Source organism: Shinella sp. GW835-FHT14H05, from assembly GCF_058793575.1.
Genome location: NZ_JBXAFY010000001.1, coordinates 493461 through 510963 on the forward strand (window position 1 = coordinate 493461; position 17503 = coordinate 510963).

The 17503-nt window shown below is 62.6% G+C and carries 20 protein-coding genes and 1 tRNA gene; 13 read left to right on the plus strand and 8 right to left on the minus strand.

Features of this window, described 5'->3' with window-relative positions; translation table 11 throughout:
* Positions 1 to 100: 100 nt before the first annotated feature.
* Together chpT and AC1Q6Z_RS02370 are read left to right on the plus strand one after the other, a co-directional pair.
* Complete coding sequence (gene chpT / locus AC1Q6Z_RS02365; protein WP_256121027.1) at positions 101 to 754, plus strand: histidine phosphotransferase ChpT; 654 nt, start codon at positions 101 to 103, stop codon at positions 752 to 754.
* A 118-nt stretch (positions 755 to 872) separates the two neighbouring features.
* Positions 873 to 1235 carry a response regulator gene (locus AC1Q6Z_RS02370; RefSeq protein WP_256121028.1) on the plus strand — a complete coding sequence of 121 codons (363 nt, stop codon included), beginning with the start codon at positions 873 to 875 and terminating at the stop codon, positions 1233 to 1235.
* 147 nt (positions 1236 to 1382) lie between these two features.
* On the opposite strand, the gene ctrA is transcribed toward AC1Q6Z_RS02370, so the two are convergent.
* Complete coding sequence (ctrA, locus tag AC1Q6Z_RS02375) at positions 1383 to 2081, minus strand: response regulator transcription factor CtrA (protein ID WP_024270822.1); 699 nt, start codon at positions 2079 to 2081, stop codon at positions 1383 to 1385.
* Positions 2082 to 2608: 527 nt separating this feature from the next.
* On the opposite strand from ctrA, the gene AC1Q6Z_RS02380 reads away from it, so the two are divergent.
* A complete protein-coding gene (locus AC1Q6Z_RS02380) occupies positions 2609 to 2959 on the plus strand; it encodes a flagellar export protein FliJ (protein ID WP_256121029.1) in 351 nt (116 codons plus the stop codon).
* 78 nt (positions 2960 to 3037) lie between these two features.
* Here the strand turns inward: AC1Q6Z_RS02380 and AC1Q6Z_RS02385 are convergent, their stop codons facing one another.
* The gene (locus AC1Q6Z_RS02385; protein ID WP_256121030.1) at positions 3038 to 3319 is read right to left on the minus strand and encodes a GNAT family N-acetyltransferase; all 282 of its coding nucleotides are present in this window, start codon (positions 3317 to 3319) and stop codon (positions 3038 to 3040) included.
* A 143-nt stretch (positions 3320 to 3462) separates the two neighbouring features.
* Between AC1Q6Z_RS02385 and AC1Q6Z_RS02390 the strand changes: the two genes are divergently transcribed.
* Entirely contained in the window at positions 3463 to 3912 is a 450-nt protein-coding gene (locus AC1Q6Z_RS02390) for a paraquat-inducible protein A (protein ID WP_256121031.1), read from the plus strand.
* A gap of 66 nt (positions 3913 to 3978) precedes the next feature.
* On the opposite strand, the gene sciP is transcribed toward AC1Q6Z_RS02390, so the two are convergent.
* Entirely contained in the window at positions 3979 to 4254 is a 276-nt protein-coding gene (gene sciP / locus AC1Q6Z_RS02395) for a CtrA inhibitor SciP (RefSeq protein WP_023515011.1), read from the minus strand.
* A gap of 438 nt (positions 4255 to 4692) precedes the next feature.
* On the opposite strand from sciP, the gene AC1Q6Z_RS02400 reads away from it, so the two are divergent.
* The 4 genes from AC1Q6Z_RS02400 (at position 4693) to AC1Q6Z_RS02415 (ending at position 7499) form a co-directional block, all read left to right on the plus strand.
* Positions 4693 to 5442, plus strand: coding sequence for a helix-turn-helix transcriptional regulator (locus AC1Q6Z_RS02400; protein ID WP_256121032.1), 750 nt, complete (start codon positions 4693 to 4695; stop codon positions 5440 to 5442).
* 237 nt (positions 5443 to 5679) lie between these two features.
* Entirely contained in the window at positions 5680 to 6876 is a 1197-nt protein-coding gene (mnmA, locus tag AC1Q6Z_RS02405; protein ID WP_439615981.1) for a tRNA 2-thiouridine(34) synthase MnmA, read from the plus strand.
* Positions 6877 to 7009: 133 nt separating this feature from the next.
* Positions 7010 to 7086 (plus strand) — tRNA-Met (locus AC1Q6Z_RS02410).
* Positions 7087 to 7250: 164 nt separating this feature from the next.
* Positions 7251 to 7499, plus strand: a complete 249-nt coding sequence (locus AC1Q6Z_RS02415; protein ID WP_492646597.1) for a hypothetical protein — start codon at positions 7251 to 7253, stop codon at positions 7497 to 7499.
* Positions 7500 to 8167: 668 nt separating this feature from the next.
* Here the strand turns inward: AC1Q6Z_RS02415 and AC1Q6Z_RS02420 are convergent.
* Positions 8168 to 8866 carry a hypothetical protein gene (locus AC1Q6Z_RS02420; RefSeq protein WP_492646598.1) on the minus strand — a complete coding sequence of 233 codons (699 nt, stop codon included), beginning with the start codon at positions 8864 to 8866 and terminating at the stop codon, positions 8168 to 8170.
* 348 nt (positions 8867 to 9214) lie between these two features.
* Here AC1Q6Z_RS02420 and AC1Q6Z_RS02425 point away from each other — a divergent pair, with 348 nt between their 5' ends.
* Complete coding sequence (locus tag AC1Q6Z_RS02425; protein WP_492646599.1) at positions 9215 to 9856, plus strand: thermonuclease family protein; 642 nt, start codon at positions 9215 to 9217, stop codon at positions 9854 to 9856.
* Positions 9857 to 9966: 110 nt separating this feature from the next.
* Complete coding sequence (locus AC1Q6Z_RS02430) at positions 9967 to 10128, plus strand: hypothetical protein (protein WP_256121037.1); 162 nt, start codon at positions 9967 to 9969, stop codon at positions 10126 to 10128.
* 60 nt (positions 10129 to 10188) lie between these two features.
* Here AC1Q6Z_RS02430 and AC1Q6Z_RS02435 read toward each other — a convergent pair whose 3' ends face one another.
* Positions 10189 to 11028, minus strand: a complete 840-nt coding sequence (locus tag AC1Q6Z_RS02435) for a fumarylacetoacetate hydrolase family protein (RefSeq protein ID WP_492646600.1) — start codon at positions 11026 to 11028, stop codon at positions 10189 to 10191.
* Between the two features lie 118 nt (positions 11029 to 11146).
* On the opposite strand from AC1Q6Z_RS02435, the gene AC1Q6Z_RS02440 reads away from it, so the two are divergent.
* A complete protein-coding gene (locus AC1Q6Z_RS02440; RefSeq protein ID WP_492646601.1) occupies positions 11147 to 11821 on the plus strand; it encodes a GntR family transcriptional regulator in 675 nt (224 codons plus the stop codon).
* 3 nt (positions 11822 to 11824) lie between these two features.
* Here AC1Q6Z_RS02440 and AC1Q6Z_RS02445 read toward each other — a convergent pair whose 3' ends face one another.
* Positions 11825 to 13252: an efflux transporter outer membrane subunit gene (locus AC1Q6Z_RS02445; protein ID WP_492646602.1), complete on the minus strand. Its 1428-nt coding sequence runs from the start codon at positions 13250 to 13252 to the stop codon at positions 11825 to 11827.
* Positions 13253 to 13906: 654 nt separating this feature from the next.
* Between AC1Q6Z_RS02445 and AC1Q6Z_RS02450 the strand changes: the two genes are divergently transcribed.
* Both AC1Q6Z_RS02450 and AC1Q6Z_RS02455 read left to right on the plus strand, forming a co-directional pair.
* Complete coding sequence (locus tag AC1Q6Z_RS02450; RefSeq protein WP_435266157.1) at positions 13907 to 14125, plus strand: hypothetical protein; 219 nt, start codon at positions 13907 to 13909, stop codon at positions 14123 to 14125.
* Positions 14126 to 14283: 158 nt separating this feature from the next.
* On the plus strand, positions 14284 to 15840 hold the full coding sequence (locus AC1Q6Z_RS02455; RefSeq protein ID WP_492646603.1) for a VOC family protein: 1557 nt from the start codon (positions 14284 to 14286) through the stop codon (positions 15838 to 15840).
* A gap of 54 nt (positions 15841 to 15894) precedes the next feature.
* Here the strand turns inward: AC1Q6Z_RS02455 and AC1Q6Z_RS02460 are convergent, their stop codons facing one another.
* Positions 15895 to 16452: an NADPH-dependent FMN reductase gene (locus tag AC1Q6Z_RS02460; RefSeq protein ID WP_492646604.1), complete on the minus strand. Its 558-nt coding sequence runs from the start codon at positions 16450 to 16452 to the stop codon at positions 15895 to 15897.
* 72 nt (positions 16453 to 16524) lie between these two features.
* Entirely contained in the window at positions 16525 to 17478 is a 954-nt protein-coding gene (locus AC1Q6Z_RS02465; protein WP_492646605.1) for a ring-cleaving dioxygenase, read from the minus strand.
* Positions 17479 to 17503: the final 25 nt, after the last annotated feature.

Consider the following 17503-nt stretch of genomic DNA (forward strand, 5'->3'; position numbering starts at 1 on the left):
CCTCGCGCAATTCCGACGTGTTATGCGTCGCGCAGGATGCCCGCGACAGTGCCCTGTGAGGCCGCCGCGTTGCAAGAATACGTGGACCTGGGAGAAATTTATGGCGAAAAATCCGAACCTTACGCTGACCGGTCCCGATCTGGCAGCGCTTCTTTGCAGCCGCGTCTGCCATGACGTCATCTCGCCCGTCGGCGCGATCAACAACGGGCTGGAACTGCTCGACGAGGGCGGCGCTGATTCGGAGGCGATGGACCTCATCCGCACCAGCGCGCTGAATGCCTCCGTCCGGCTGAAGTTCGCACGGCTCGCTTTCGGCGCCTCCGGCTCGGTTGGCGCATCCATCGATACGGGCGAGGCGGAAAAGGCGGCGCGCGATTTCGCCGTCGCCGAGAAGAAGACCGAGATCACCTGGACGGGGCCGCGCGCCATCGTCGCGAAGAACCGGGTCAAGCTGCTGCTCAACCTGTTTCTCGTCGCCTACGGCGCCATCCCGCGCGGCGGCTCGATCGACGTGACGCTGGAGAACCCGGAAACGGACGCTGTCTTCAAGCTCACCGCCAAGGGCCGTATGCTGCGCGTGCCGCCGAAATTCATGGAGATCCTCTCCGGCACGCCGGAAGAGTCGGTCGACGCCCATTCCATCCAGCCCTATTACACGGTGCTGCTGGCGGATGAGGCGGGCATGCAGCTCGACGTGGCGGCTTCGCCCGAAGAGATCGTCTTTTCCGCCCGCGTGGTCGCCGCCGAGGCGTAAAACAATGCGGCCAGGGTTTGTTAACCATGGCCGCTAACGCTTTGTTTGCCAGCCGCCGGTACAGTTGCAACCTGTAATCTTCCCGCAGCTCAAGAGCGGGAGACCCTAGGAGCAGCTAATGCAGCGGTTGATGATCGCCGATGGTTCCGACGTCGTCCGTAAGGTCGGCAAGCGTATTCTCTCCGGTTTCAATTTCCTCGTGCTGGAAGCGTCGAGCTCGCTCGAAGCGCTGGTGCGTTGCGAGGCGGAGCTGCCGAACATCATCATCGTCGATGCGACGATGGACGGTGCGATCGAGCTGATCGGCAATATCCGCAACCTGCCGCAGGGCAAGTCGGTGCGCATCTACTATTGCGTGGTCGAGGCGGACCTCAAGAAGATGATGATGGGCAAGCGCGCCGGTGCCGACGACTTCCTGCTGAAGCCGTTCGACCGCAAGATCCTGACCCAGGTCTTCGGCAATCTTTCGATCGCCGCCTGAAACGACCGACCTTAATCTGACGACATCAACGCGGCCGCTCGTGAAGAGCCGGCCGCGTTTTTCGTTCCGGGCTTATCTCCCTGACACACAACGAAAAAACCCGCCGGCAAAGCGGCGGGTTGGAATTTTGGAGCGGGGAGGGTGGTATCAGGCGCTTTCGGCGAAGTCGCCATCGGGCTCGCGCAGCACGTAGCCGCGGCCCCAGACCGTCTCGATATAGTTCGCGCCGCCGGCGGCGTTCGCAAGCTTCTTGCGCAGCTTGCAGATGAAGACGTCGATGATCTTCAGTTCCGGCTCGTCCATGCCGCCATAAAGGTGGTTCAGGAACATTTCCTTGGTGAGCGTGGTGCCCTTGCGGAGCGAAAGCAGCTCCAGCATCTGGTATTCCTTGCCCGTCAGGTGGACGCGCTGGCCACCGACCTCGACCGTCTTGGCATCGAGGTTGACGATGAGTTCGCCCGTCGAGATGACCGACTGGGCATGGCCCTTGGAACGGCGCACGATGGCGTGAATGCGGGCGACGAGCTCGTCCTTGTGGAAGGGCTTGGTCATGTAGTCGTCGGCACCGAAGCCAAGGCCGCGCACCTTGTCCTCGATGCCGGCCATGCCGGAGAGGATGAGGATCGGCGTCTTGACCTTGGACAGGCGAAGCGTGCGCAGAACCTCGTAACCCGACATGTCGGGGAGGTTCAGATCGAGCAGGATGATGTCGTAATCGTACAACTTGCCCAGATCGACACCTTCCTCGCCGAGGTCGGTGGTATACACATTAAAACTTTCGGACTTCAGCATCAATTCGATGCTCTGCGCCGTCGCGCTGTCGTCCTCAATGAGTAGAACCCGCATATCTGTCCCCTTTTCCGCCGCTCAAGGTTTCTGGCCCCCTACGCGATACGGATCCAGTCGTTGCCTGATTTGGAGGCTGCCACGAAATGGTTAACAAATCCTGATTCACTTTGGCAAGATGCATCGATCTGTTAATTATTTTAGGCAGGCTCCTGATTTTATGGATGAATCAGAATTGTGTCTCTTAATATGTTCCTTCAAGAAACACAGCTAACCGACTCTTTCGACTCATCAATGCGCCCCACCTCTTTTTTGCGAACCGCATTTACTGAGCCTTAAATCCTCGCACCTATGATTAACGATGCCCGTAAACGAAAGGTTACCAGCGGTAGGGTTTTATTAATATCGCTGAATTTTTTTCGGGGCCTGGTGCGTTTTGCCGGGTTTCGGGCGCAAGACGGCTTCCGGCGTGTGGAAAACACCGCGCTTCGGGGGCTGATTTGGAATGCGGAGTGCGTGGTTGCCGAGAGAATCAGGCCGCCATTCGCTCCAATGCCGGGGTCTCGCTATCCACGGGAGTATTGCGTATGAAGTCGCGTGAGAGCCTAGTTCGCCTGAAGGAATTTCAGGTGAAAGACAAGAGACGGCAGCTGGCCCAGCTTCAGTTGATGATGTCCGAATTCGAACGGATGTCGAAGGAACTGGAAACCCAGATCGCCATCGAGGAAAAGAAGTCCGGGATCACCGATCCCAACCACTTCGCTTATCCCACCTTCGCCAAGGCAGCGCGTCAGCGCTCCGACAATCTTCAGGTCTCCATTCGGGAACTGAAGGTGCAGCAGGATGCGGCGGAACTGGCACTGGAAGAGGCGGAGGCGGAGTTCGCCAAGGCTTCGGCGCTGGAAGAGCGCGACAACGCGGTTCGGCTTCGCGCCTGATCCGTTTCAATTCGAAGGACCTTCGCGAGCGGCCGGAAGACCGCTCACGAGGGTTCTTCGCGTTGCGTCAATTTCCGTTTAGAGATTGACGACGTCCTGCCAGTCTTTGTGGCGCATGGCCTGCGCCCGGAAGAAGGGGCAGAGCGGCATGATCTTCCAGCCACCCGCCCGCGCCGCCTCCACCGCATGGGCCGCCAGCGCCTGGCCGACGCCCTTGCCGCGCAGCGCATCCGGCACGCCGGTATGATCGACGATGACGAGCTTCGGCGAGGTGCGCGAATAAGTCACCTCCGCTTCGTGCCCTTCGACGATGGTGGAATAGCGGCCCTTCGAGCCGGTTTCTTCGTCCTTGATATCCATGATGGTCCTCGCTTGCGGTTGCGTTGGCGCCATCCTTTCCTGTCCCGGCGGATCCGGCAAGCCATCCGGATGTGAACGGAGTGTGCTGCGTCAGAGCCTGGCGAATGCTATGCAGGACGCATCGAAACCTCCGACGTGTGCCCATGATTCTCGCCGTACCCGCTCTTCTCGTGCTCTCCGCGCTGTTCCTGGCCTTCGGTCTCGTCCTGCCGCTCGTGCGCTTCGAAAAACTGTATTTCTTCAACGAGACGCCCTCGCTGATCGATATCGTCGTCTCGCTCTGGGTGCAGGGCAGCGGCGCGCTGGCCGTGCTGGTCGGCCTGTTTTCCATCGTCTTCCCGGTCATCAAGCTCTTCGCCATAGCGCTGGAGGCGACCGCGCCGACGCCGGCTGACGGCAAGGCGAACTGGATCGCCCGGCTGCTTCCGCTGCTCGGCAAATGGTCGATGATGGATGTGATGCTGGTGGCGCTGGTCATCGTCGCGGCGAAGACGAGCGGCATGGCCTCGGCCTTCACCCAGCCCGGCCTGTGGTTCTACGCCGCCTCGGCCATCATGACCGGGCTCCTGCAGATGAAGCTGCAACCGCGCTGAATATTGATAAAAAGAACTACGGCTGCGCAAGGCGCAGCCGTAGGGGTCTTGATCAAAAATGGGACGCTAGTGGCGGTATTGCTGGATGCGCGTGGTGCGCAGGCCAGCAAGGCCATGGTCGTTGATGGAGGACTGCCAGGAGAGGAATTCTTCGACCGTCAGCGTATAACGTTCACAGGCTTCTTCGAGGCTCAAGAGCCCGCCGCGCACCGCGGCGACGACTTCTGCCTTCCGGCGAATCACCCAGCGCCGCGTATTAGCCGGCGGCAGATCGGCAATTGTCAGAGGGCTGCCATCGGGGCCGATGACGTATTTAACGCGTGGTCGTATCAGATCGGTCATTGGACTCTCTACATAAACTCAAGACCATATCCCCGGACTGTAGCTTGCCACATTTAAGATTTGCCTAAACGCATGCTAACAATTTTCTAATCATTTGAGCGGCTTCGCCGATCGTGCGGGGCTCTGTAAGCGCTGGTTTCCGTTACGTTTGTCTATGCGCGCTCGCGCAGAGCCTGCATGGGAGCCATGCAAATAAAACGTTTCTCTTTTATTCAAATACTGCTAATAAGCCCCAAAATTTGGGGGCGGCATCGTTGATGTCACCGGAAGCCCCCAGGATGCATCCAAATGAATTCTATCCGCGAGCTGTTTCCCTTTGGGACATGGCTGACGCGGCGTTTTTCGTCGTGTTTGTAAGCGATGGTGCTCCTGTAATTTTCCGGACCGAGAATGCACACGAGCCCGGCGCGCGTCCGCGCCGGCTGTTGGAAACGGAAAATGAGAGATCCAGACAACATGCTCCTGCAGCAGGGTTGGTCGCCCGAATTCCTGTCGACGGCCAATATTGAATCCGTGCAGACCGAATATGAGGTGCTGCACCTCATGCGCCAGTGCGCCAACCATTTTCGCTTCAGCCATTTCCTGGTGTCGCGTTTTCCGGCCAACGGCCAGCAGCGTTTTGCCGAGCGCCTGCTCGTCAGCAACTGGCCGGCCGATCTCGTGCGCAAATATGATGCGATGAATCTGTTCCACGTAAGCCGTCTCGCGATCGAGACCGGTATGACGAAGCTGCCCGTCCAGGGCGACAGCTCGCTTCTGGCGCCATCGGACTGGGAAAGCGGGCAGGCCGGCGAGGCGATCACGCTCGCCGAAAGCTACGGCCTTTCCGGCTCCACGGCGCTGCTCATGCATTCCACGACCTCAGATCCCTATCTGATGGTCTTTTCCGGCACGCGCACGCCGCTTGCCCGGCCGGAGCTGACGGAGCTGCATTTCGCCGCCCTCCAACTGTTCGAATGTCTGGAAAAGACCTTTGTCGCGGCGACGGCGGGGCGGGAAAAGCTGTCGAGCCGCGAGGTCGAGTGCCTGCGCTGGGCGGCCGCCGGCAAGAGCAGCGACGAGATCGCCATCATCCTCGGCATCTCGGTCTATACGGTGAGCAGCTATTTCAAGAGCGCCACCCGAAAGCTCCAGGCCGTCAACCGCATGCAGGCGATCGCGATCGCCTTGCGCCTGCGGCTCATCTGACTTTTCGTTCGCGCGCGACAACCCCTCTCTGCGGACCGGGAGGGACGATCCCGTGCGTGGCCGGAAAGACGAGGTTTCCGGCCTTCTCTTGCCCTCGGGGCGGCAAGTTTCTATATGTCGCCCCAGAGGCGTCCCGATAGTGACGGGGCGCCGCAATGGCCGGTTTCCGGCGTTTCAGTCAAAGGTGTCTGCGGCAAGCCCCGAAGGCGGCCGCCGCAACATCGGAACGGACCTCGCGTGAACAGTCTCGATTTCGACCGGAAGCCAGAAGATACGCGTGTCGTCGTCGCCATGTCCGGCGGCGTCGACAGTTCCGTGGTGGCCGGAATCCTGAAACGCGAGGGTTATGACGTCCTCGGCATCACCTTGCAGCTTTACGATCATGGCGCCGCCGTGCACCGTGCGGGCTCCTGCTGTGCCGGCCAGGACATCGACGATGCGCGCCGCGTCTGCGAAACGATCGGCATCCCGCACTATGTGCTGGATTATGAAAAGCGCTTTCGCGAGACTGTGATCAACCCCTTCGCCGAAAGCTACATCGCCGGCGAAACGCCGATCCCCTGCGTCGCCTGCAACCAGACCGTCAAGTTCGCCGATCTCCTGGCGACAGCCAAGGAGCTTGGCGCGGATGCGCTGGCGACCGGCCATTATATCCGCTCGCGCCCGAACCCGACCGCTGCAGCGCCGGAACGCCGCGCGCTCTACCGTCCGGTCGATGCGGAGCGCGACCAGAGCTATTTCCTCTTCGCGACCACCCAGGAGCAGATCGATTATCTGCGCTTCCCGCTCGGCCATCTCTCGAAGGCCGAAACCCGGGCGCTTGCGGAAGAGATGGGCCTCGTCGTCGCCAAGAAGGCCGACAGCCAGGACATCTGTTTCGTGCCGCAGGGCAAGTACACCGATATCGTCAACAAGCTGAAGCCGAACGCGGCGCTTGCCGGCGATATCGTGCATATCGACGGCCGCGTGCTCGGCCAGCATGACGGCATCCTGCACTATACGATCGGCCAGCGCCGCGGCATCGGCATCGCCACCGGCGAGCCGCTCTACGTCGTCTATCTCGACGCCCGCTCGCGCCGCGTCATCGTCGGCCCGAAGGAAGCGCTGGAAACGCGCCGCCTCTATCTGCGCGATATCAACTGGCTTGGCGACGGCGATCTCGAAACCGTCGCTGCGGCCGGTTTCGATTGTTACGCCAAGGTGCGCTCGACGCGTCCGCCGCGCCCCGCGCGCCTGCAGTCCGGCCCTGGCGGCATCTATGTCGAGCTTGCGGAAGGCGAAGCCGGCGTCGCTCCGGGCCAGGCCTGCGCGCTCTATTCCGGCGAAGGCGAGGACGCCCGCATCTACGGCGGCGGCTTCATCCAGCGCTCGGAACGCGAAACGGCAGCGGAAGACGCCCTCAAGCGCATTCTCTCCACCCCCGTGGCCGCGTGAAAAGCCACGCCCGCCAAGGCCTTTGCGGACAAAGCGATTTTTGTGCGAACGTCGCTTGACACCCGCGGGAACAGCACCTTATAAGCCGCCCACCGGACGGAAAACGGACCTCGTTTCCATCGTCCCTTCGGTCGGCGGAGTAGCTCAGTAGGTTAGAGCAGAGGAATCATAATCCTTGTGTCGGGGGTTCGAATCCCTCCTCCGCTACCAGCCGGAACCACTGGTAGTTCCGCATCGATTAAGCTGGCCACATGGTCCCTTGATTTTGATTTCGTAGGTTACCGCCGGCGATGCCGCTCGGCTGATCGGTCGCTCGCTTTGACGATGCTGGCGGACAGGTGTAATCTGCCTGCATATCATTGGGAGCATCAGCCATGCGTGTTGGAGTGCTCGTCGCTGGTTTGGCAATTGCCTCGATCCCCACCTTGGCGGATGCCCACAATTGCAAATGCCGAAATCGTGGTGTCATGTTCGAGCTTGGCCAGACCTCCTGCCTGAGGGTTGATGGAGGCTCTTACCTCGCGCGCTGTGAGATGAAGCTCAACGTCTCGTCCTGGACCAAGATCCAAGAGGGTTGCCCTGTGACGAAACGAGCGTATTCGCAGCCGACCCTCATCAATTGATCGCTTCGTCAGGGCCGCCTTGCCGTTGGTCGAGTGTTCCGCCCACAGTCGCTTCCGGCCGCGGAACCGTTCGGCTACAGCGCCTGGAGGCGTCGCGGGAATGGGGACTGGAGCGTTGATGCCCTTGGGCGGTCCAGCCGATACTGGAAGGTCTCGATCTCGGTATCTGCAAACCGTCCCTGCTCTCGAAGCGCTATCATCGCCAAGGCAATCAGTTGGCTATCGGTAGCGCAGCCGTCGTCAGGGACAGGGATGAGAGCCAATAGTTCACGGACGCCTCCATTCGTATAGGCTCTGATGATAACATCCTGCATGGTCGCTTCCCCAATTAGGGGTAAGCATATACCCGGCTTGTTGATTTGATCTACGTATCGGGAAGGGCGGTTGTGCCAGACCGGTAGTGTTCGGCGCCGGATGTCACGCGCGAGTCACGACCTTCCGTCGCGGGATTGGGAGATGCCGCGCGTTTGCCAATTTGAGGTAGGCGGCTACTCTTCTCGAAGATGAACGTGTCTATGCCGAGCCCAACTGAGAGTACATCGCTGCCCAGGCCGCCGTCCAGGATATCCATTCTCGGACCGCCGGATAGCGTGTCGCCACCCATGTCGCCAGACAGTTCGTCATTACCACCGCCGCCGCCTAAGACGTCACCTTCTCAAATCTCGCTGTCAGTTCCGGTCCGCCGGTGTGGGATCTTCGCCTCCGCCGGCAGGGCCTAGGCCGCCGCCCATTCCCATGCCGCCACCGCCGCCACCTCCACCTTCACCTCCACCCCGTGAGCCCTCTTTTCCGCGCTCACCCTTGGTGCGGCCGCCGCTGCTTGCCGGGCGGGTCGGGCCTTGCATCGGGATTGCCAGGTCGGATGGAACGGGGTCGAGATCGAGCGCTTCCCGGATGAAGGCGCGGAGGGAGACGACGAGTTCGTGGGTGTGGACGGGACGGCCCGCGATGAGCTCCCGGGCCGCTTTCTCCGCCAGGCGGACCTGCGCCTCCGTACCCAGCAGCATGATATCGGAAAGTGCGGCCTCGACGTCGTCGCGTATGCGCCTGCGACGCTCGGAGCTCGCGACGATGCCGTCCGCGTCTTCATCTGCCGGCTCGGCGGATGGTTCTGCGCGTCGTCGCAGATCGCGAAGATGCGTGGGATCGACGGCGAGATTGCCGGTGAAGGAACCGCCCAAGGTCTTGTAGGCGGCGATGAGGGTTTTCAGGCGTTCGTTGATCTGGCGGTTCGTGCGCTCCCGGCGCTGCTGGATCGTGAACATCATGATCAGGCGGATGCCGATGCTGATCAGGGTGAACAGGGCGAGCCCGATCAGCGTTGCCAGAAGGTTGTACCAGGAGCTGAAATCGAGGTTGCGCAACATGTTATCCAGACTCTTTTGTCGCCAGAGTCCGGATCATATCCGACGCGTCCGGAAATGCACCCGCCACGGATGGGGAACGATGGCTCCTTGGGCGAGGCACCGACGGGGCGAGGAATGGAAAAATCGCATCGCCCTTATCCTCAGTGTCCGCCAGACGGGAAATCGGCACCTACAGGAGGCACAGGATTTTGATGTCATGCTTGGCAGGGTGCATGCAAGAGCACGGGACCGAGAGTGGCAATGGCCAGCGTCCACCGAGGTGTTGTCGGCCTCTTTGCCTGCCGCATCCACATCCCGGTAACCATATCTTCAAGAGATCGTAGCACTGTCTCGCGCAGGAGACAGGCGATGGTGAAGAAGACGACCAGGCGGAAGAAGACGTCGGGGACGAAGCGTTCTACGGCGACGCGGCGGGGCGGCATGGCGCATTGGTATGTGCTGGGCGCGGCCGTCGTGGGCGGGATTGTCTATATGGACAATTGGGTGCCGGGGCCGGAAACGGCGGCGACCGGGATCCGCACGGCCTCGATCGAGCGCAAGGCGAAGACGGTGGAGCGGGAGGCCGTTTTGCCGCGGCCGAAGCAGCGGCCGGCCGAAGAGTTGGAGCAGGCATTGCCTGCGGCAGAAAAGCTGCCCGCCTTTTCTGGAAAATGGTTCATCTGCACGACGCAGACCGATTATTGCGTGCTCGACGGCAGCACGATCCTCTATGCCGGTCGCAAGGTTCGGCTGGCCGATATCGATGCGCCGGCGATCGCCGAGGCACGCTGCGATGCGGAGCGTTCGCGCGGCGGCGATGCCAAGCTGCGGCTGCGCGAAATCCTGAACGAGGGCGACGTGACGCTGGTTTCGGCCAAAAGCGGCGCGGAGGGAAAGACGAAGGCGGCCCCGCATCTGGTGCTGCGCGGCGGGCAGTCGATTGGTCACCGCATGGTGCGGGAAGGCCTCGCGAAACCGTGGACGGGGCGTCATCAATCCTGGTGCGGTTGATGGCTTTGACGCTTGCACAACCTGTGCCTTTCCGGCACAAGCCATGCGCAAGCCTGCGGTCCTATGCTTTCCGTTAACCGGGATGGTGCCGGCTGGAAAGGGACAATGATATGTCGAAAGACCTCGAGCGCTATAGCGATCCGGACAATGCAACGGTCGCGCTCTTCCTCCTCGAAAACGATGCGGACGAACTGACGGACATCCTGGTGGCCGCGCTGGACGAGGCCTTCCGCATTCTCGACGACGAAGCGTCGCCTGCGACTTTCCACTGATTGCCAAGACGAAGAGGGGCCCTTGAGGCCCCTCTCGCTTTTTGAGGATCGCTAAGCGAATCAGCTTGCGGCCACGACCTGACGCTGCGTGCCGAGGCCGGCGATGGAGACTTCCATGCGGTCGCCGGGCTTCAGGTAACGCGGCGGCTTCATGCCCATGCCGACGCCGGGCGGCGTGCCGGTGGTGATGACATCGCCGGGTTCTAGCACCATGAACTGCGAGATGTAGTGAACGAGGAAGGGCACCTTGAAAACCATGGTGCTGGAGGAGCCGTTCTGCACCAGTTCGCCGTTGACGCTGAGCGTCATGGCGAGGTCGCCGGTTTCCACCTCGTCCGTCGTCACCAGCCAGGGGCCGATCGGGCCGAAGGTCGGGCAGCCCTTGCCCTTGGTCCACTGGCCACCGCGCTCGATCTGGTAGGCGCGCTCGGAGACGTCGTTGCACACGCAATAGCCTGCCACATAGTCGAGCGCGTCGGCTTCCGAGACGTAGGACGCGCGCTCGCCGATGACGACCGCGAGTTCTACTTCCCAGTCGGTCTTTTCCGAGCCGCGCGGAATGAGGATCGTATCGTCCGGGCCGACGATGCAGGAGGGGGCCTTGTTGAACAGCACCGGTTCGCTCGGCACGGCCATGCCGCTTTCCGCCGCGTGGTCGGCATAGTTGAGGCCGACGGCGATGAAATTGCCGACGCGGCCGACGCAGGCGCCGAAGCGGCTGTCGTCCGGGGCAAGTGGCAGGCTCTTCGGATCGATCGCGGCGAGGCGCTTCAGGCCCTCGCGGCCGAGCACGTCGCCGGCAATATCCGCCACCAAGCCGGAAAGGTCGCGCACCTTGCCGTCTGCATCGATCATTCCGGGCTTTTCCGCGCCCGCCGCGCCAAAGCGCACCAGCTTCATGAGATTCTCCGTAAACTGTCCGTTTCACCGATTTCGGTTGCGCGCACCTTCCATCCGGTTTTACATCGAGTCAACGATTTTCGAAAATCCATGTGATTTTATAAGATGGTGAGGGGCGATGGACCAGAAGAAGCCGGGCGGGCGCACGCTCGCGGGCGATGCCTACGAGGCGATCCGCCAATCGATCCGCACGGGCGCGGTGAAGCCGGGCGACCGGCTGCGCTTCGCCGACCTCCAGGCGCTGTGCGGCATGAGCGTCACGCCGGTGCGCGAGGCTTTGGCGCGGCTCACGGCGGAAGGGTTCACCGTGCTGGACGATCATCGCGGCTATAGCGTCGCCAGCCTCTCGCTTGCGGAACTGCGCGACATCACCGCCGCGCGGCAGCTTTGCGAGGGCGAGGCGCTGCGGCTGTCGGTGACGAAGGGGGATGGGGATTGGGAGGCGGGCCTCATTGCCGCGCATCACCTGATGGCGCGCATTCCGCAGGCGCGCGAAGACATTCCGTCGGCCATGCGGGAGGATTGGGAAGCGCGGCATGCGACGTTTCACGCGGCGCTGATTGCGGCCTGTGGTTCGCCGACCCTGCTGGAGATCTGTGAGAAGCTGTTTTCGCGCGCCGATCGTTACCGGCGCCTGTCGGTCAGCCTCACCGGCGGCGCGCGGGACGTGACGGGCGAGCACCGCAGGCTGATGGAGCTTGCGCTGGCGCGCGATGCCGAGGGGGCGGCGGCGGCGCTCCGCGAGCACTACGGCCGGACGGCCGCAGCGCTCGAGGGTTTTTTCAAGGTTTGACGCTTACTTGCTGGCGACGGCCGTCGGCGCGCCGATCTCGGCACCGCCGCCGATCGCCACGTTAAGGGCCACGTAGTCGCGGGCAAGCTGGCGAATTGCCGAAGCGAGCGCGAGGCGGGCATCAGCGACGTTGCGTTCGGCATCGAGCACGTCGAGGATGGTGCTGGCGCCGCCGCGATAGCTTTCGCGCGCGAGGTTCAGGGTCTGCTCGAAGGTGCTGACGACCTTGCGCAGGGCTGCGACCGTCTGGCCGTCGCGGATCAGCGCCGTCTGGGCGTTTTCCACTTCCTCGACCGCCTGCAGCACCGTCGACTTCCAGGTCAGGTACTGCTGCTCGGCTTCAGAGCGGGCGATCTTGACCTGCGCCTTCAGCGCGCCGCCATTGAAGATCGGCAGGCTGAGCGTCGGGCCGAAGGACCAGCTCGTCAGGTTGCCGGTTGCCGCATTGGTGAAGTTGCGCGTTGCGCCGATCGAGCCGCCGAGCTCGATGCTCGGGTAGAGATCGGCTTCCGCGACACCGATGCTGGCCGTTGCCGCCTGCAGGCGGCGCTCGGCCGCGCGGATGTCCGGACGGTTGCGGATTAGATCGGCCGGCACGCCGGTGCGCGTCGCATAACGCGGCATCGGCTGGGCGGAGCCCTTGATCAGGCTGGACGTGATCGTGCTGGCCGGCACGCCGAGCAGCGTCGCGATGTGGTTGGCCGCCTGATGGAAGCCGGTTTCGAGCGCCGGCAGGTCGGCGAGCGTCTGGTTGACGAGGCCTTCGGCCTGCAGCACGTCGAGGCTGGAAGCGGCGCCCGCTTCCTTGATCTCGTTGGTGAGCTTCAGCGTTTCGCGGCGCGATACCAGGTTCTTGCGGTTGAGCGCCAGCGCTTCCTGGAAGTAGCGCGCATTGACATAGCTCGACACGAGATCCGAGAGATAGGCGAGGCGGGCAACGCTGACATCGTCATAGGCGGCGTCGAGCGAGGCATTCGCGGCTTCCTTCGAGCGGCGGTACTGGCCGAAGAAGTCGAGCAGCCACGAGGCGCTCAAGCCGGCATTGAGCTGCTTCGACGACGAGGAATCGCGGCCCGAGGTGCGGCGCAGGTAGTTGCCGTCCTGGCCGCTGGCATTTGCGTCCGCAGAAGCGCCGATGCTCGGCAGCGCGCCGGCGCCGGCGACGATGACATTGGCCTCGGCCGCCGTAATGCGTTCCAGCGCCTGGAGCACGGTGAGGTTTTCGCCGAGACCCTGGTGCACGAGATCATTGAGGCGCCGGTCGCGGAACGATTCCCACCACGGATTGAGCGAAACGCTCTCGCCGCTCGTTGCCTTGCTTTCCGAAAACTTCGCCGGCAGCGCGGTGTCGGGCTTCTGATAATCGGGGCCTACGACGCAGCCCGACAGGAGGAGCATGCTCAGAGGAAAAAGCGTCCTGGTGAAATTCATGGTCATACCTTGTCGGCCGTCGCGGCATATTAACTGAACAAAATCGAGATTCACTCTTTATTCATGTTTGGACGGAAGATCGAGCCCCCGTCCAAAAAAGAATGGTCCCACAACGTTTTTTCCCCGCTTCCCTGAAGGGGTGTGTCCGCCGTGCAACTGGGGCAATTGCTCCGATGTCGCACCTTTGCCCGTTTAGCGGAAGATTCCGATTTTGAACGCCCCGCCAGGTTGCGCCACGGCATTTCCCCGGAATATCCGTCTTCGCGACATATTTTCCTGAAAAATGCTGCAAGCGCGAACATTATTTTGCGATTCGAATTGTCACACAAATTCGGCAGCAATTTTTTCCAAAATTATGCCGATTCCATTGACAAAGAAGGGAGAGCTGATTATGTGTTTGAGCATCGCATGAGGACCGCATGCGTTTCCCCCGGTCCACACTCTGGAGCCTTCATTTCAAGGCTCCAGCGCCAACAAGAGGGAGTGTGTCATGTACAATATCAACTGCATCGCCTCCGTGCGTGTGGCGTACTCCTGTCGTGAAACGATTACAGGGAAAGCGCATACGGCCCTCCGCCGAATGTGAGTTGGTTTCCCTCTTCGAATTAAGCGCAAATGAGAATTGGCTGTGCCCTCGGTACGGCAGGAGTTGTTATGCAAAAGCAGGTTATCGAAATCGGTGGTGAGGCCGTCGGCGTTGTCGTTCCCGATGAGGATCGACTGAAGTTCGTCGCGGTCAAATATTCCGTGTGGGATCTGGATTCCCAGCGCTTCTCGTCGGCAGACGAAGTGCGCGTGGCGATCCGCCGTCTCCTCAATGATCCGTCCGCCTCGGCGCGGGCGCGGTCCCCGGCCAATATTGCGGCCGCCTGAACCCGGATTCTGAACAATCTGGCGCCATTCGCGCCGATCATCGGCCGGCCTCGCTCGACAGCGGGGCCGGTCTTGTTTTGTAGACAGTCCATTCACCGGCCATCCGCTGGCGCGCGTTGCCAAATCCTGCTTGTGTACCTACCGAAAGGAGGTGCTCCATGACAAGCGGCATCCATCACATCACGGCGATCACCCGGAAAATCCAGGCGAATGTCGATTTCTACGTGGGTTTTCTCGGCCTCCGGCTCGTCAAGCGCACGGCGGGTTACGAAGACGCCGACCAGCTCCACCTGATTTACGGCGATGCGGCCGCGAGCCCTGGCTCGCTGGTCACCTTCCTGGCCTGGGAAGATGGCTCCCCTGGCCGCGTCGGGCTCGGCCAGCCGTCGGAGATTGCGCTTTCCATCCGCCCGGAAGCGATCGGCTTCTGGCTGACGCGTGCGCTGACATACAATATCGCGCTCACCGGACCGTCGCAGGAATTCGGCGAACCCGTGCTGCGGCTGAAGGATCCGGACGGCATCATCGTCAAGCTCGTCGGCGAGGCGGATGTCGAAGGGCCGGCGCCGTATGTCACGAAGGACATTGTGGCCGCCGACGCCGTCCAGCGCATCCGCGGTGCGACGATTCTGTCGGAAAAGCCGGCGGAGACGGCGGCCTTCATCGCCGGGCATTTCGGCTTTCGCACGGTTGCCGAGGCGAACGGCATCACCCGGCTTGCGGGGGAGGCGGGCGACGTGCTCGACATCCGCAATGCCAGCGGCTTCTGGACCTCGGCGCCCGGCACCGGCACGATCGATCATATCGCGCTGAGGGCACCGGATTTGGCCGCCGTGGAAGCGGTCGCCGCCCGGCTTGCCGCGGAAGACGTGGGCGATACCAACATGCACGACCGGAAATATTTCCACTCGCTCTATGCGCGCGAGCCCGGCGGGTCGCTGGTCGAATATGCGACGGACGGCCCCGGCATGACGGTGGACGAGCCGTTGGAGACGCTTGGCAGCGCGCTGTTCGTGCCCCGGCATTTCCGGGCCGATCCGGATGACGTCCGGGCGCGGCTTCCGCAGTTTTCGCTGCCGGGGGAGGAGCGCATGCGCGAGCGCGACCTGCCGTTCGTGCACCGGCTGCACCGCCCGGACGATCCGGACGGCACGACCATCGTGCTGCTGCATGGCACCGGCGGCAACGAGACGAGCCTGCTGCCCTTCGGCGCACGGCTGGCGCCGCGTGCGGCGTTGCTCAGCCCGCGCGGGCGCAGTTTCGATGAGGGCGTTCCGCGGTTCTTCCGCCGGCTGACCGCTCTCACCTTCGACCAGAAGGACATTGCCGGTGAAGCGGAAGCCTTCGCGGCCTTCGTGGAGGAGGCGAATGCGGCTTACGGGCTCGATCCGGCGAAAACGCTGTTCATCGGCTATTCGAACGGGGCGAACATGATCGGCGCGGTCATGCAGCTCTATCCGGGCATCATCCGCAACGCCGTGCTGCTGCGGGGCATGAACGTGCTGGAGAGCCGGCCCGAGATCGACCTTTCGGGCACGAATGTGCTGATGCTCACCGGCGAGTCGGACCCCTACGGCACCCATGCCACCGAACTCGAAGCGCGTCTGAAGGCGGCCGGTGCCTCGGTCGAAAACACTCTGCTCGCCGCCGGCCACGATATCGGCGCCGCCGATGCGGAACTGGCCAAGGCCTACAAGGAGCGAATCATCGGCTGACAAAAAAGGGCGCGCCGGGAGACCGGCGCGCCCTTCTGATTCGTGCCGTTCCGCCTATCGCTTGTAATCCGCGACGAAGGCTGAAAAGCCGGCGACGAAATCGCGGAGCTTCTTTTCTGTCGCCTCGTCGGCGATTTTACCGTCCTGGATGACCATCCCGGCGCGCGACACCATCAGCTTGGCGCCGAACCACGGCACGGTGCCGAGCGTGCGCATCACCGGCAGCCAGGCTTCCTGCGAGAGCAGCGTGCCGAAATTGCCGGGCGAGGCGCCGGTAATGGCAAAGGGTTTCCCGCCGAAGACGCGGCCGATATCGGCGGAGGGGCGGCTCATCCAGTCGATGGCGTTCTTGAAGACGCCGGGAATGCCGTTGTTGTATTCCGGGGTGAAGAGCAGCACGCCATCGGCCGCCGCGACCTGGTCCTTCAGCCGCGTGACCGCTTCGGGGATGCCGTCGGCCGCCTCGACGTCGCCGTCATAGAGTGGAATGCCGTGGATGGAGCCTTCGACGATGTCCACGCCGTCGGGCGCCATGGTCAGCGCCGCGCGCAGCAGCGCCGTGTTGAAGGAGCCCTTGCGCAGGCTTCCCGAGATGGCCACCAGTTTCGTCATCCGACTTCTCCTCTTGATAACGGGCATAAAAAACCCCGGCGGACCGTTTGTCACGCCGGGGTTTCATCTGAGTTAGGCGAGCGGCTTCAGCCGGGCCTCGATCTGTGCGCGGCGCGGCTCGAGGAAGGGCGGCAGCGACAGGCTTTCGCCGAGCGTTTCGAGCGGCTCATCGACGGCAAAGCCCGGGCCGTCGGTGGCGATCTCGAACAGGATGCCGTTCGGCTCGCGGAAATAGAGCGAGCGGAAGTAGAAACGCTCGACCTCGCCGCTGGAGGGCAGGCGGAAGCCGCGCAGACGCTCCGTCCAGGCATGCAGGGCCTCTTCGTCCGGTGCGCGGAAGGCGACATGGTGCACGGCGCCGGCACCCTGGTGGGCGGCCGGCAGGTCCGGCTCGACGGCGACATGCAGTTCGGCCGCCGGGCCGCCTTCACCCATCGAGAAGACATGCACGTCACCGGCACCTTCCGGGTTCGGATAGGTCGAGGTCTCCGTCATGTTCATGACCTGCACCAGCACGGTCTGCGTGTTGCGGATATCCGGCACGCTGAGCGTGATGGGGCCGAGGCCCTTGATCTGGTGTTCGGCCGGCACGGGGCTCTTGTCCCACGGGTGTGACGGAGCGCCGGCATCGTCCACGACGAAGCGGAAGCGCTGGCCTTCGCCGTCCTCGAAATCGAGCGTGGCGCGGCCGCCGACATCGCGGATTTCGCCGGCGCGGACCTTCAATTCGGCAAAGCGGGCCTTCCACCATTCGAGCGTGGCGAGGCTTGCGATGCGCAGGCCGGTGCGCGCGATGCTGTGCGTGCCGCGCCGCTCGTGGCCCACCGGCCAATCGAAAAAGGTGAGGTCGGTGCCGGGCGAGGCGAGCCCGTCGGCATAGAAGAGATGGTAGGCGCTCGTATCGTCCTGGTTGACGGTCTTCTTGACGAGGCGCAGGCCCAGCACGTGCGTGTAGAAGCGCAGGTTCTCCGGCGCGTTCGCGGTGATCGCGGTCAGGTGGTGGATGCCTGTGAGCTGTAGAGCCATGATGAAACTCCTCCTCGGAAACGTC